The sequence below is a fragment of the Enterovibrio litoreus genome, from assembly GCF_045679545.1.
In the GTDB taxonomy this organism is placed as follows: domain Bacteria; phylum Pseudomonadota; class Gammaproteobacteria; order Enterobacterales; family Vibrionaceae; genus Enterovibrio.
In genome coordinates this window covers 2,366,313-2,380,927 of the sequence record NZ_CP166194.1, presented here as the reverse complement: position 1 = coordinate 2,380,927, position 14,615 = coordinate 2,366,313, and the positions used below count along the sequence as shown (strand labels likewise).

14 protein-coding genes are annotated in these 14,615 nt (G+C 49.5%); 7 read left to right on the top strand and 7 right to left on the bottom strand.

All coding sequences use genetic code 11. The features are described 5' to 3' along the window. The first annotated feature begins 56 nt into the window (after window positions 1-56). A complete protein-coding gene (locus AB8599_RS10420) occupies window positions 57-635 on the top strand; it encodes a thymidine kinase (RefSeq protein ID WP_407330834.1) in 579 nt (192 codons plus the stop codon). Between the two features lie 123 nt (window positions 636-758). Here the strand turns inward: AB8599_RS10420 and AB8599_RS10415 are convergent, their stop codons facing one another. The 5 genes from AB8599_RS10415 to AB8599_RS10395 are packed head-to-tail and all read right to left on the bottom strand — an operon-like array spanning window position 759 to window position 5,314. Continuing rightward, the gene (locus AB8599_RS10415; RefSeq protein ID WP_407330833.1) at window positions 759-2,525 is read right to left on the bottom strand and encodes a bifunctional molybdopterin-guanine dinucleotide biosynthesis adaptor protein MobB/molybdopterin molybdotransferase MoeA; all 1,767 of its coding nucleotides are present in this window, start codon (window positions 2,523-2,525) and stop codon (window positions 759-761) included. Continuing rightward, complete coding sequence (gene mobA / locus AB8599_RS10410; protein ID WP_407330832.1) at window positions 2,522-3,106, bottom strand: molybdenum cofactor guanylyltransferase MobA; 585 nt, start codon at window positions 3,104-3,106, stop codon at window positions 2,522-2,524. The genes AB8599_RS10415 and mobA overlap by 4 nt, the downstream gene beginning before the upstream one ends. Further along, a complete protein-coding gene (locus AB8599_RS10405) occupies window positions 3,090-3,791 on the bottom strand; it encodes an energy-coupling factor ABC transporter ATP-binding protein (protein WP_407330831.1) in 702 nt (233 codons plus the stop codon). Before AB8599_RS10405 ends, mobA begins: the two co-directional genes overlap by 17 nt. Window positions 3,792-3,803: 12 nt before the next feature. Then, entirely contained in the window at window positions 3,804-4,502 is a 699-nt protein-coding gene (locus AB8599_RS10400; protein ID WP_407330830.1) for an ABC transporter permease, read from the bottom strand. Next, the gene (locus AB8599_RS10395) at window positions 4,502-5,314 is read right to left on the bottom strand and encodes a substrate-binding domain-containing protein (RefSeq protein WP_407330829.1); all 813 of its coding nucleotides are present in this window, start codon (window positions 5,312-5,314) and stop codon (window positions 4,502-4,504) included. Before AB8599_RS10395 ends, AB8599_RS10400 begins: the two co-directional genes overlap by 1 nt. 271 nt (window positions 5,315-5,585) lie before the next feature. On the opposite strand from AB8599_RS10395, the gene AB8599_RS10390 reads away from it, so the two are divergent. Both AB8599_RS10390 and AB8599_RS10385 read left to right on the top strand, forming a co-directional pair. Further along, on the top strand, window positions 5,586-6,971 hold the full coding sequence (locus AB8599_RS10390) for a sigma-54-dependent transcriptional regulator (RefSeq protein ID WP_407330828.1): 1,386 nt from the start codon (window positions 5,586-5,588) through the stop codon (window positions 6,969-6,971). Window positions 6,972-7,016: 45 nt separating this feature from the next. Then, window positions 7,017-9,053, top strand: coding sequence for a cache domain-containing protein (locus AB8599_RS10385; RefSeq protein ID WP_407333212.1), 2,037 nt, complete (start codon window positions 7,017-7,019; stop codon window positions 9,051-9,053). A gap of 15 nt (window positions 9,054-9,068) precedes the next feature. Here AB8599_RS10385 and AB8599_RS10380 read toward each other — a convergent pair whose 3' ends face one another. Together AB8599_RS10380 and AB8599_RS10375 are read right to left on the bottom strand one after the other, a co-directional pair. Beyond that, window positions 9,069-9,968, bottom strand: a complete 900-nt coding sequence (locus AB8599_RS10380; protein ID WP_407330827.1) for a substrate-binding domain-containing protein — start codon at window positions 9,966-9,968, stop codon at window positions 9,069-9,071. Further along, window positions 9,961-10,791 (bottom strand): formate dehydrogenase accessory sulfurtransferase FdhD, encoded by an 831-nt coding sequence (locus AB8599_RS10375; protein WP_407330826.1) that lies wholly within the window; start codon window positions 10,789-10,791, stop codon window positions 9,961-9,963. Before AB8599_RS10375 ends, AB8599_RS10380 begins: the two co-directional genes overlap by 8 nt. Before the next feature lie 170 nt (window positions 10,792-10,961). Here AB8599_RS10375 and AB8599_RS10370 point away from each other — a divergent pair, with 170 nt between their 5' ends. From AB8599_RS10370 to AB8599_RS10355, 4 genes are all read left to right on the top strand, one after another. Further along, entirely contained in the window at window positions 10,962-11,414 is a 453-nt protein-coding gene (locus AB8599_RS10370; protein ID WP_407330825.1) for a DUF3305 domain-containing protein, read from the top strand. After that, the gene (locus AB8599_RS10365; RefSeq protein WP_407330824.1) at window positions 11,404-12,051 is read left to right on the top strand and encodes a DUF3306 domain-containing protein; all 648 of its coding nucleotides are present in this window, start codon (window positions 11,404-11,406) and stop codon (window positions 12,049-12,051) included. The genes AB8599_RS10370 and AB8599_RS10365 overlap by 11 nt, the downstream gene beginning before the upstream one ends. Before the next feature lie 235 nt (window positions 12,052-12,286). Then, window positions 12,287-13,969 (top strand): 4Fe-4S binding protein, encoded by a 1,683-nt coding sequence (locus AB8599_RS10360; RefSeq protein WP_407330823.1) that lies wholly within the window; start codon window positions 12,287-12,289, stop codon window positions 13,967-13,969. A 9-nt stretch (window positions 13,970-13,978) separates the two neighbouring features. Beyond that, window positions 13,979-14,590: a molecular chaperone gene (locus AB8599_RS10355; protein WP_407330822.1), complete on the top strand. Its 612-nt coding sequence runs from the start codon at window positions 13,979-13,981 to the stop codon at window positions 14,588-14,590. Window positions 14,591-14,615: the final 25 nt, after the last annotated feature.

Here is a 14,615-nt window from a genome sequence, read left to right as displayed (position 1 = left end):
TTTACCCTTTCGCTTTTTTCGGTAGCATGCCTGCGTCTTTTTCTCGGGAGAATCCAATGGCCCAGCTGTACTTCTATTACTCCGCCATGAATGCGGGTAAGTCGACAACGCTTTTGCAATCGTCGTTTAACTACCAAGAGCGTGGAATGAACCCACTGATCTTTACGGCAGCAATTGATGATCGTTACGGTGTGGGCAAAGTGAGTTCTCGTATTGGGCTTCAAGCGGAAGCGCAATTGTATTCTCCAAACGATGATATTTTTGCCGCCGTTAGCGATATTAACGTTAACAACAAAGTGGACTGTTTATTAGTTGATGAATGCCAGTTCTTGACCAAAGAACAGGTTTATCAAATCACCGAAGTGGTTGATAAGTTGAATATCCCGGCGCTTTGCTATGGCCTTCGTACCGATTTTCGTGGTGAGTTATTTGCAGGCGCGCAATACTTATTGGCGTGGGCAGACAAATTGGTTGAGCTGAAAACGATTTGCCATTGTGGACGTAAAGCCAACATGGTGATCCGAACTGATGCCGAGGGCAATGCCATTGCAGATGGCGATCAGGTTGTGATTGGCGGCAACGACAGATACGAGTCGGTATGTCGAGTACACTACAAAGAAGCGCTTGGAAAATAGCGTATTCTTAGAAAAATATGAAACATAAAAAAAGCGGCTGATGATCAGGCCGCTTTTTTGTTTTTCCTTCTGACTTATCCACTATTATTCGGTGAAATACTCTGCTACCGAGCGTGTGCGGGTTTACAGCCGAGAGGCGAGGGGGATAACGGTAACTCTGTCTCCGACTTCAGCACATTCAACGTCGGGTGACACTTCAATCAAGCAGTTCGCCTCGCTCATTGAGCGTAGAATCCCCGAGCCTTGTGAGCCGGTTGAACGCACTTCCATTTGCCCATTGGCGCCAACGCTGTAAATCCCACGTGTATATTCGCTTCGACCTAAACGAGAACGAATACGCTCTTGGCTGATGGCGCTCAAACGTTCAGGTTGCCAGAACTTATCACCCTGCATTTTGCGGATGGCAGGTTCGACAAACTGCAAGAAGGTCACCATCACAGCCACCGGATTGCCGGGGAGGCCGAAGAACGGCACATCACGCAATTTGCCAAAAGCGAGAGGTCGGCCTGGACGCATATTCACGCGCCAAAAGTTGATATCACCCATTTGGCTTAATACGGTTTTGATGTAATCCGCATCGCCCACGGAAACGCCACCGGATGAGATCACCAAGTCTGCATTTTCAATGGCGTTGGTTAGCGTGGAAGTGAGTGCTTCTTCGCTGTCTTCAATAATTCCCAGGTCTAGCAATTCGCAGCCTAACTTGGTTAGCATCGCACGCAACGTATAGCGATTTGCATCATAAATGCAGTGAGCATTGGGGGCAGAGCCGGGCGCTTGGACTTCATCTCCAGTTGAGAAGATAGCCACGCGTAGGGGGCGATAACATTCGGCTTTGGCTAACCCGAGCGATGCCAGCATGCCAAGTTCAGCCGCGCCGATGCGAGTGCCTTTATCAAACACCACTGAACCCTTGCGTAGATCTTCGCCAGCGTGACGCACATTTTGACCGGGTCTGATCGCGCCTTTACGGGTATCAAAAGTAATGGTGCCCTCTTTATCCTGCGCTTGCTCGCGCATGATCACGGTATCAGCCAGCTCGGGAACGGGTGCGCCTGTCATAATCCGCACACATTCACCCACATTGAGCGGTTTGTCATATCCGTGCCCGGCAAACACCTCAGCCACTAACTGATAGTTGGCTCTGCCTGTGTCGTCACTTCGGATCGCGTATCCATCCATCGCTGAGTTGGTGGATGACGGAACATTGACGGGTGCAATAATGGGCTCTGCAAGTACGCAGTGATGTAACGATTCAAGCTTAAGGGATTGCGCGACACTCGGCTCAGAAACCGCGTTGAGTATTTTTTCTCGCCCTGCGTCGACCGAGAGCATGGTCGGGGAAAGGGAATCACATGTGGCGGTTTGCGCTTTGTGTCCTTCCATCCAGCGAAGAATAAACGCTCTGATCGCAGAAATATCATTGATATCCAACACAGGAAGCATGGTTTCAAGCGCACTGTCACACGCAATAGCAATGATGTTTTTGTCTTCTGGATGAAGCCAAGGCTTCTCAAGCACCTGACGGTTTAACTCAATTTTAGGAAACGCTTCGCGCTTAAAGCCTTCAACCAAAACGAGGTCGGCACGGGTTTGATCAAGGCGTCCAAGCAACTGGTTGAGACTGGTTTCTTCTTCGGGGGTTTCTGTCATCAACGCATGACGATTTCGAGAGCTGATGAGCATTTGTGACGCGCCCGCTTTGCGCAGGCGGTAGCTGTCTTTGCCGGGCTTATCGACATCAAATTCATGGTGTGCGTGTTTCACCATCGCAATTCGCACACCTGCTTCAACCAACTGTGGGATCAGCATTTCTAATAAGGTGGTTTTTCCCGTGCCACTAAACGCTGCAAACCCCAATATTGGCAGTGAGCAATTGGACAGGCTCATGAAAGGGCTCCGAACTTCTCCAACTCATCAGGGGTATTGAGGTTAATAAATGCGTCGTGTTCGTCGCTGAAATCCACGAATCGGGTGCTACACAAGTCGTAAAGCATCACGATCTTTCGATCGCCATTGGCAAGAAAGTTGTCGAGGCGTTCGAAGATGTCTCGCTTCATCATGGTCACGACAGGCTGAACGGATTCGCCATCATGGGCGACGATGATTTCAGATTCAGCATCAATGGCTCGTACCATTTTTTCTAACAAGTTGTGTGGCAGGTTAGGGCAATCACAGGGTACAAAACCCAGCCACTCGCTGTCGAGGTGCGACATGGCTGCATGAATGCCGCCGAGCGGGCCCGGAAAGCCTTCGAGTACATCGCCAAAAACGGGGCCGTATTGTTGATAGGTATCTTGATTGCGGTTAGCGTTGACGGCAATCTTGGCGCCTTGCTCTTCAAGGCGCTGGTGTACGTAATCAATCAAGGGTTTTTGATTCAGGGTAACAAGCCCCTTATCTTGGCCACCCATGCGTCGAGCTTGTCCGCCGGCGAGAATGACCCAAGTAATGTCAGGATGCGAAGGCATGGTTGTCCTTGTCGATAATATTGAGTTTGGGTTTATGGATCAGGCGTTGGTTTTCAATCAGCCAATGTTGGTTGCAACATTCGGTGAGCTTGTTCGGATGATGGCTAGTGATGACCAAACTGGCACCACGGTCGAGCAAATCATCAATCATCTTTTTCTGTGCATCAATTGCGTCTGCATCAAGGTTGGCGCATGACTCATCCATCAAAAGTATGGACGGATTAAGTGCCCAAGCGCGTGCCATGGCTACTTTTTGTTTTTCACCGCCAGACAACACCGAAATGTGCTCATGACTCAAGCTTTCCAGCCCAATCTTACGTAGTGCCTGCATTGTAAGCTGACGTCGAGTTCTTTGACACAAATGCTTGCCCTTCAGGCCGTAAGCAACATTGTCAGCAACTGTTCCATCGAACAGATACGGGGTTTGGTGCATATAAATGACGCCGCTTTGTCCTGCAAATCCGGCCAGACGTTGTAACCATGATGGACGTTGAAGGTTCAATGTGCCCTTGGTGGGTTTTTGAATACCCGCCATCACTTTCAATAAGCTTGTTTTGCCGATGCCGTTTTGCCCTGATAGATAAATAGCGTCACCTGGGCAGACTTTTAGTGAAGGGATGTGAAACAGTAACCTGTGTTTATATTTCACAGAAAGGTCAATGGCTTCCAGTATAATCTGACTCATCATTGCCCCTACTTATGTTCGTAAATGGCCATTGCCGCGAGCAAAACTGATGAAAAAATTCATCGTTAATGCAAGCACCAACAGAACCATGCCGAGTGCCACGCCTTCTGCAAAGGCACCTTTTGATGTTTCAAGTGCAATGGCAGTAGGGATGTTTCGAGTGTAGTTAAGTATGTTCCCACCTACCATCATGGAGCAGCCAACTTCAGTGATGATGCGGCTAAATGCGGTAATAATGGCGGCCAGAAGTGGAAATCTGATTTCCCACATTAGCGTGGCCATGGCGCGAGGGATCGACGCCCCAAGGGTGTAAGCGGTTTCCCATGCGCGTCGGTCACTGTTTTGAAACGCCGCATGCATCATAGACACCAAAATGGGTAAGCTAATGAGTACTTGCCCCATAATCATGGCTTTTTGCGTGAACAGCATTTTCCAATCCCCCATGGGGCCTGCGCGCGATAGCAGCATGTAAAGAAGCAGGCCAATCACCACGGTGGGCACAGATTGAAGGGTGTTCACCAATGACAGCACAATCCATTTACCGGGAATTTCCCAGTAGGCGAGAGCAAAACTCAACAGAAGGGCGGGTAAAATCACCAGCCCAATAGCGACAAGCGACACAGAAAACGATACCCCAACAATGCCCCATAGCGTGGTATCACCGCTAAACAGCAAGGCAACGGCCTGTTGGGTAGTTTCCAATATGTCCATTAGCCAGCGTCCGCCACAAACAACTGTTGTCCGTTCACTTTGAAGTCATTGATCATTGCCTGCGCTTTCGGATTCACTAGCCAATCGCTCAGTGTTTTCGCGCCTTGGTAATTCAGATCAGGGTAACGGCTTGGGTTGATAAGGATTACTTGATAAGGGTTAAACAAACGATCGTCACCTTCTACAAGTACTTTTAGATCCAATTTGCTTTGATACGCCAACCAAGTACCTCGGTCGGTGAGGGCATAGCCTTGCAATTCATTGGCCATGGTGAGTGTTGGTCCCATGCCTTGACCGACTGCTTTGTAAGCAGAAAACTCCGGTGTGACCCCTGCATCTTGCCATAGGATCAGTTCTTTTTTGTGCGTGCCAGAATCGTCACCACGAGAAACGAAATGTGCATCTGTTTTTGCAATTTTTGCTAGCGCAGCCGCGACATCATTACCGCCATCAATGTTGGCTGGGTCGTTTTTCGGGCCAACCAGAACAAAATCGTTATACATCAAACCGCGAGGCAGTACACCAAACCCGCTATCGACAAAGTTGGCTTCCGCTTTTGGCGCATGGGTCATCACCAAATCGACATCGCCATTTTCGCCCATTTTCAATGCCTTGCCAGTGCCGGCTGCAAGTACCTGTACGTCATATCCTGTGTCTTTTTTGAATTCTGGCAGGATAAAATCTAACAAGCCTGAGTGGTAGGTACTGGTGGTGGTGGCCAACCGAACAATTTCTCCAGCACTCACAGTGGCAGAGAGTGAAACAAGGACTGAAAGTAGTGCGAACGCTTTTGTCTTTTTCAATAAGCTCATTGTGTCTTCCTGACATGGTATGTTTTTTTAATATCGTTATAGCAATAACCTCACCAAACTGATGAGGATAAATGTGGACAAAGCAACAAAAATGCCAAATTTATATTCCGTGCAATATTTATCCTAATTTGTTGAAAATATGGGCTAAAATTTTTTATTTTGAGACATAGTGACCAGAATTGTATGCATGAGAAGTACATGGTTGTATTGGACTGAGTCAAAATGTCGCATGTATGATGTAAGCCACTGAGAGAATATGGACTTTCACCCAATGAAGGATGCACTGCAGCAATTTGGTTTCTCCGCCTTGGTGGTCGATGACGAGCCGGGCATGCGCGCGATCTTGAATAAAGCGTTGTCGAAGAAGCTAACGCAAGTTGAAACAGCGTCTTCTTTAGAAGAAGCGGAGGCCCTTCGAAAGCGAAATCACTTCGATTTGCTGATTGTGGATATCAACTTGCCAGGGCGATCAGGCATTGATTGGCACGAAGCATTTAACGACGATGAACGGCGCAGCGACATCATTTTCATGACAGGCTATGCCGAGCTGGAAACCGCAATCAAAGCGCTGCGTGCGGGCGCATCTGACTTTATTCTCAAGCCTTTTAATCTCGAACAAATGTTGCAATCTGTTCAGCGTTGCCTCGATAAACGCATGATTGAAAGACAGAATGTGGCGCTTCAACGCGATGTTGCCCGCTCTTTTCCTGTTGATATCATCGGTGAAGCCCCTAAAACCCTAGCGATGCGAGAAGTCATATCACGCCTTGCCCCTTCTCCTGCCGCCGTGTTGATTGAAGGGGAATCTGGAACCGGCAAGGAGCTGGTTGCGCGAGCACTCCATGCCATGAGTCGTCGCAGTGGCCCCTTCGTTCCTCTTAACTGCGGTGCGATTGCCCCTGAATTGCTGGAAAGCGAACTGTTTGGCCATGTCTCGGGTGCGTTCACGGGGGCGCGAAAAAACAAAGATGGTCTGTTTCGTGTGGCTGACAAAGGCACCTTGTTTTTGGATGAGATTGGCGAGATGCCACTGTCGATGCAAGCTTCTTTGCTTCGGACCTTGGAGCAGAAAACCATACGCCCCGTGGGCGCTGAGCGTGAAGTGAGTGTTGATGTTCGTATCGTCGCAGCGACCAACCGAAACTTGCATGATGAAGTGGAAGCAGGGCGCTTTCGCAAAGATCTTTTCTATCGCCTAAATGTGTTGTCTGTAGAGCTTCCGCCACTGAGAGAGCGAGTTGAAGACATTGGGTTACTGCTCAATCATTTTTCTGATGTGCTTGCCCGAGATCTGGGCTTAAAACCTGTGGTGTGGTCGGAAGAAGAACTTGCTGCCATGAAACACTACGACTGGCCGGGAAACATTCGAGAGCTGAAAAACACGGTTGAACGTGCGATTTTACTAGGCAAACCTGACCTTCGCCATTGGCAGGGTAACTCTGTGCCCGCCAGCGATAGTGTGGAGCATGATGTTTGCTTGACACCCGAAGGTTCAGAAACTGGCTATCCACTTTGCTGGCCGCTTAAAGACGTTGAAAGAGCTCACATTGAGAAAGTGGTTGATGTACACGAGGGCAACAAGTCTGCTGCGGCAAGACAACTCGGTGTGGCAAGAAAAACACTAGAGCGAAAATTCAAAGACTGGCTTGATGAGTAAAGCCTGCAACATGCAGAAAACAACGCTTGCGAAGGAGTGTGGGTGATGAGGGTATTTAAGAAGTGGCGACAGCGTTTTCGTACCATGGTGCGTTATCGCCTGCTGGTGCTGACCTCTGTGCCTATTATCATTACCTTGCTCGCGTTGATTGCGTTAACGCTTTACTGGACGGTGGCGTATTCGTGGAAAAATGCCTTGTCGGGTGTGAAGGCAGACCTTGCCGTCGCCAGCAACAGTATGGAGGTGCTGCAACGCGAGCAACGAAGCCAACTCCACGCGATTGCAGGCTCCTATGACTTTCAAACCCAGATCGCCGCCGATCCTGCGAAAATTCTTAGCTGGGCGCAATCTCGCGCTGACAAGTATGGCGTTGATTTTCTAGCAGTATATCCAGTGAGTGACATCGAACGGTTGCCATTAAGCTTGCGGCAACCTTTACTGCACGGGCAAGAGCGCACCTTTTTTCAGGTGATGTCAGCCATTGAATTGGCGTCTATTTCCCCGGATCTGTCTGCCAACGCTGAAATTCCGCTGCTGCAAGAAAACACCAAAGAATCTCGAGGCTTAATAAGCCGAAGTTTGCTCCCGCTGTATAACGAAAATGGTCAGCTGGAATGGATCATTGATGGCGGGATTTTGCTCAATAATAGTACAGATTTGGTCGATAAAATTCGCGATCTGGTATTTCCCGTTGGCAAACTTCCAGAATCCAGTGTTGGAACAGTGACGCTGTTTATGGACGATGTACGCGTCAGTACCAATGTGCCTTTAGACAGCGAAAACAGATTTGGACGTGCGATAGGCACGCGTGTTTCTGATGAAGTTCGCGATACTGTCTTGATTGAGGGCGATGAATGGGTCGATCGGGCTTATGTTTACGACGCGTGGTATATCTCGGCGTATAAGCCGATTCGAGATTTCAATAACAAGGTGATTGGCATGCTGTATACCGGTTACCTTGAATGGCCGCTGATCAGTCGCTACCTCACCAATTTGATTGAGTTGGGGATTGGGGTGCTACTGACCCTATTGATCTCGGGACTGTTGGTTTATCGTGGTGCCAAAGATTTGTTTCGCCCTATTGAACGTATTCACCGTGTTGTGCACTTAATTCGGTTTGATCAGGATGCGCGGATCGGCAAGCTGGGTTTAGACCCGCAACATGAACTGGCGATTCTGGCTCGTCAGTTTGACAGCATGTTGGATCAGCTCAAAAAACAGAACGAGGAAATTCGTCAAAACGCGCTCGAATTAGAAGACAAGGTCAAAGAGCGCACGGCGAGCCTGCATGAAAAAACCGAAGAGTTAAAACAGAACATTACCTTGCTTGAGCAAACCCGAAACAAACTCCTGCTGAGTGAAAAGTTGGCCGCACTGGGCGAACTCACTGCTGGTATTGCGCACGAAATCAATAATCCCACTGCCGTTATTTTGGGTAACATCGAACTCATGGAATACGAGTTGGGGCAACATGCAGACTTGGTGTCCGAGGAGATGAGCACGGTCTTGGCGCAAATTGACCGTATTCGTAATATCACACGAAGCTTGTTGCAATACAGCCGACAAGGCGGGGTGCAAGATACAGTGACGTGGCAGCATGTGAACCCTGTGATTGAAGAAAGTGTCACCTTGGTGCGTTCTGGCACCAAAAGACAAGACGTGGAAGTGGTCATTGAACTTAACGCGAAATGCTGTGTTGAAATCAATCGTCATCAATTGCTGCAAGTGCTGGTCAACCTGCAAATGAATGGCATTCATGCCATGAACGACAAAGGTAAGTTGATAGTGCGTTCTGACGATTGGGTCGACAGCAATGGGACAACGTTAGGTGCAAAAATCTCCGTACAAGATTTTGGCTGCGGCATTGCCAATGAAAATCTGACCAAAATATTTGACCCATTTTTCACCACTCGTCACACGGGGACAGGGTTAGGTCTTGCCGTAACGCAAGGGATTGTAAGTGGGCTAGGTGGCGAAATAAAAGTAGAATCCGATGTGGGCGAAGGCAGTGTCTTTACGCTTTATCTTCGAGAGAAAATCCAACAGGATGACGAAATAACCTCATTTCGTGTTGTTGAGTAACCCCTGATAGGAGGGTTACTCTGACGCCCACATTTGTTTTCCCGTATTACCAAAATGATAGCCGCCAAACTGCTCGCTTTGTTTGAGAATCGACTCCTCATCCAAATGGTGAACCAGTTGCTGGACCAGCGCGCGAAAATAGATGTTCTTTGGGATCACCAGCTCAAACGCTTCATTGGCAATAGGGTGAAAAGCCAGACCAAATTCGCCCGCACCGCTTTGGCTACCAAAACCGATGTCAGCTGCGCCACGCGCAATGGCAGAGCTTAGCTCCCGCTCGCTTAAACACGCTTCGACCGTATTGAGTTGATCGCGGGTTGTTCCGTTTCTAAACAGCCATTCATCTAGGGCACGTGCACTGCCCGCGCCATCTTGCCGACCCGCCCAACGCCAACGTTTATCAATAAAATGATGTGGGTCTTGCAGTTTTTCAGCAAGTTCAGGGCGAGCGATGAGGCCTTGTTGGCGCTCAAAGGCATGGAGCAATACCCAATTTCTGTGTCCTGAATATTGTTGAATAAGGGCGGGATGACGCAGTTTAGCTTCTTCTGCGTTTCCCCAATGAATGGCGCAAATATCTACGTGGCCTTTTTCTAGCATCGCTAGACCTTGTTTGGTTCCTGTCGCGGTGTAGCCCACCAAGGCGGTGCTGCCGAGTGCCGCTGCCATTTTACTCACGATGTGTTGAAGCAAAGGGTCATCAGAGCCAGCGATGAGCAGGCGATCGTTAAATACGCCATTGTGGCTTGATTCAATCAACCAGCGATCAAGCAGGTTTTTCGGGAACAGCCACTTTCCTGTCACTTTGGTGGCGGGTAACACCCCATCATTGGCGAGGCTGTAGACTTTCTTTTCGTTCAGATCGAGGTATTCCGCAACCTGACGAGCGTTCATAAACTGCGGAAATTCACTCATCGCGGCCGCCTTTTACATCAAACTCAATGTTTTCTGCGCCGTTAAAAACTTGAAAGCGATGACCTTTTGCCCGCGCGATCATGGTAATGCCGAGCTGCTTGGCAAGGTCGAGACCCATCTGCGTGACGCCAGATCGTGACAGTAAAACGGGGATGCCCATTTGCGCGACTTTAATGACCATTTCGGAGGTGAGTCGGCCTGTGGTGTAAAACACTTTATCGTCGCCTGTTTCGCCTTGCAGCCACATTTCGCCTGTTAGCGTATCAACAGCATTGTGGCGACCGATATCCTCAACAAAAGAGAGAATCTCAGTGCCTTTGCACACGGCACAACCATGTACGGCACCAGCGGCTTTGTAGGTGTCGTTGTGGTGCGTTAAGGCTTCTAGCAAGCCATAAAGCATAGATTGCTTAATGTGCGGACGAGGCAGTTGCAGGTTTTCGAGTTTTTTCATCACATTGCCAAACATAGTGCCCTGACCGCAGCCAGAGGTGACGGTTTTCTTCGACAAGGTTTGTTCGATATCCGCGTTTTGCTCAGTTGTGACGACCGCAGCTGACTGGGTTTGCCAATCTATGATGACTGAATCAAGCGCATCAGCGTCTTCAATCAACCCCTGATTTTTCAAATACCCCAGTACCAACATGTCCGGCCGCGCACCCAGTGTCATCAAGGTCACGATCTCTCGCCAGTTGAGATAAACAGTGAGTGCCCGCTCACAAGCGATCTGCTTGGTCATGGTTTCGCCGTACTCATCATGGACGGTGACATCGATAGTCTGAGGAATGTCTGCTTGCGTGGTAATGATTTTGGGTTGGGACATCGAGCCGCGTTCCTTTTGCCTGAATGTTGCAGGGCAGGTAGCAAATCCTGTTCCAACCCTTCACGGCTGGTATGTGTTTTGCTTCGTTGGATGAATAAAACCGCAGTTTTGAGTGTTTTCGCCGAGTTAACGCCGATGGAATAGGCTGCGCAGACGACAAGGAGTGATGTGTGAGTGAAACCATAAAAGATCCACAATACTGGCTGATGCAGTTTGATCTTGAGTCCACCGATGTCGATATTGGTCGCTGGAAAACCAAGCGTTGGTCCGTGGCAAATCTTCATCTTCCTCGTGAGGACAGTGAGCGCAAAGACGGTATGATTTCTCTACCTCTCGAGCTATTCAAAGACGAGCGAACGGACTACAGGTTCAACCTCAGCTCTCGTGATCCGCACTTGTTTTTTATCTTCGAAATTAATGAAGACGAATCCCTTAAACCTTTAAAAGTGACCGCTTCCCAAACCTGTGCCGCCAGCTTCATGGATGGTGACTACCTGGTGTTATCTGAGCCGATGCCATTACCTATTCAAGCCTGGATGGAAGCTTTTATTGGGCGCCACGGAGAGCTATTGGAAGTGCGTAAGAAAAAGCGTAAAGGCGCGGGGAGGGCGAGTGGCAACTGATTCTTTTTTAACGCGCTGGTCAAAGCGAAAGCAGGCGATGACTGACGATGAATCGCGTGATCACGTTGAGGAGATGGCGCTCGATGGCGGCGAACTGACTGACGGCGGTGACCTTACTTTTGCCGACGCTGAACATCACGCGCCGACGCTATCAATGGATGAATCCGTCGATGAACCCATCGATCACACCGATGCTCCCCCTCCGCCAGACATGGAGGATGTGGCGCGTTTGAAGCAAGGGGATTCTGCAGCGTTTTTTCTTGCCAAAGGGGTGTCGGCGGAAATCAAAAAAGCGGCATTGAGGAAGCTGTTTCACAGCGATGCTTACAACGTACTGGATGGTATGAATGACTACGATCTTGATTACTCCAACAAGGCCTCTCTAACTGCTGAAGTCGCGGCTAGCCTGCGCCAGTGGACCAAAGAGAAAATTGAAGATGCTCAAGAAGAGTGTCAAACACAGGATGTTCCCGACGATGAGACCGTTTTAGATCAAACGGTTGAGCCGGATGGCGAAAGTACACCTCCAGAAAGTGAGACAAAAAGTACCCATGAAGAAAAAAGGGACAATTTGTCTTACCGTGTGAGACAAAATGTCCCAGATATGAATGTGGACAATAATTCGGACGGATCCTGACTCCGTATTCGTCATTTTATTTCCTTCAAAACTGGTTCACTACTTGCTGTATCAATAGGGTCACAGGCAAAGGATGTGTGAAACCCTTGTCTGACAACGCCTTACTACATTGGCAATGGCCTTGAGCTATTCGGGAACGCATTGAATATTAGCGCCGATGTAGGGAATCAGTCCACGAGGTAACCCGCCGGGACGGCCGGATACCATGGCTTCAGAGACGATGGCAAAGAAGACAATGTCGACAATAAATAAAATAACAACGCTTAATCAATTGGTTGAACAGACCACGGATGTCAATGGACAAGCAAGACAACACGCGCTGCGAGCGACGGTAACGCTTGGAAATTTGATACCACCAACTGTCACGTTTGAAAGCCGCGGCTTTGCCTTGGTGGTAGGACGTGGCGAAACAGTTGCTGCATTTGCTTCTCAGATCCCTGCATCGCTGCGTGATCGAGCCGTTTTGGTGAGTACGGACGAAACCTCAAACGCGATCCCACTTCCTGAGGGCATGGCATTCTTTTTCGCGCGCGACCTGCAAATTGATGGTTTTCTTGGGGCGTTTGACGTGTTTATTACGCACACCCTGACTAAGCAAAATTTGGCGAAAATCACGCATGGACGAGAACACTTCGATGTGATCATAGACCTGTCTGATGATGGATTTCATCAAGCACAATTGCCGCCCCTGGGTTATTACGCAGTGGGACGAGCGCTCGTTACAACAGACGATGCGCTTGATGCGTTATCTGATATGACCGGCACATTCGATAAACCCAAATTTTTCCGTCTCGATACCAATAGTTGTGCCCACTCGGCGCGCGGTATTGAAGGCTGCACCCGCTGTATTGATGCCTGCCCAGCCGACGCGCTGAGTTCGGTAGACAGCGCTATCACAATCAACCCTTATCTTTGCCAGGGTATGGGTTCTTGTGCGACGGCTTGCCCAACGGAAGCCATTAGCTACGCGCTACCCGATCCCGACAATACCCAACACTTTGTGTTTCAGCTGCTCGCGCATTATCGCGAACAGGGGGGGCAATCACCCATTGTGCTGTTTTATGCCGAAGCTTCTGAAACGGAGTTGGCTGAGCAGTTAGCGCAGCTTCCTAGTCGCGTTATCCCCGTGCGGTTGGAAGAGCTCGCGTCGGTCGGGATTGATAGCTGGTTCAGTGCGCTAGCCTACGGTGCATCTCAGGTTGTGCTTGCGGCTTCTTCGTCACTGCCGGTTAAAACACGCAAAGTACTCGAGCAAGAACTTGCCGTCGCATCGTCGTTTCTCTCTTCACTCGGGCACAGTGCAGATCGTATTGCGCTCTCTTCGGTCACATCGCTGAGCACGCAAAATCTCTACAGCAATGCCTTGATTGACCAAAGCAAAAAACTCGAAGGCAGCAAGCGCGAAAAATTGGCGCAAGCGCTCGACCTTCTTGCGTCAAACGCCGTGTTGGTTTCGACCGTCAGCACCGTGCCTGACGGTGCGCCTTATGGGCGCATTGATGTGGCGACGTCGGATTGCACCCTTTGCATGGGGTGTGTCGCGGTGTGTCCCACCGATGCGTTGCAATCCATAGGTAGCAGCCCCGGTATGACATTTAGAGAACAAGATTGCGTGCAGTGTGGACTGTGTGAACAAGCGTGCCCTGAATCTGTTATCAGCTTGGTGCCTCGTTATAACTGGGACGCCGCCACTCGCCAACAACGCGACATTGTTCATGAAGAGCCTGCCGCGGAATGCATTAGCTGCGGTAAACCTTTCGCGCCGGTTTCCATGGTCAACATGCTGATCGAGAAACTGAGCAGCCATAGCCATTTCCAAGATGACGCCATCAAACGTTTGTCGATGTGCGAAGACTGCCGTGTCCGCGACATTGTCTCCGACATGATGGATAACCCAGACAAACAGTTGAAGGTATAGGAGGCGGATATGGCAATGCAAGAAATCACCATTGATGATGTAACAAACGAAGAAAACCAGATCCGCCAGAGCATTTACAGCTTGTTGGCGCATTTATTTCGTCAAGCGCCTGATGAAGCCTCATTGGCTTGGCTTGCCACGCTGGAAACAGAAGGCGACGAGCAAACAGCGGGCATGGCAGCCGCGTGGTCGGTGCTGAAATTAACCGCCAGCAAAACCTCGCCTTCGCAGGCGGCTGATGAATACCAACTGATGTTTATTGGCGTAGGCCGTGGTGAAGTAGTGCCATTTGGTTCTTGGTATTTAACAGGGTCACTGATGGAGTTGCCGTTGGCACTGCTTCGTCAAGATCTGCGTCGATTAGGTTATGAACGCCAAGAAGACACCAAAGAGCCAGAAGATCATATCGCCGCATTGCTGGAAGTGATGGCCATGCTGGTGGACGAAGAAAGTGATATTGAACAAGCTGCCTTTTTTAACCGTCATATCGCCGCTTGGTGTGAACGGTTATGTGAGGACGTGAAACGGGCTGAACCTGCAGTGTTTTATGCTGCCGTTGCAGAGCTTGCCCAACGATTTTTAACCATAGAAAAAACGCGATTTACCCAACGTCCTTGGTGATGAACCTCAACCTGACGTGGAATAA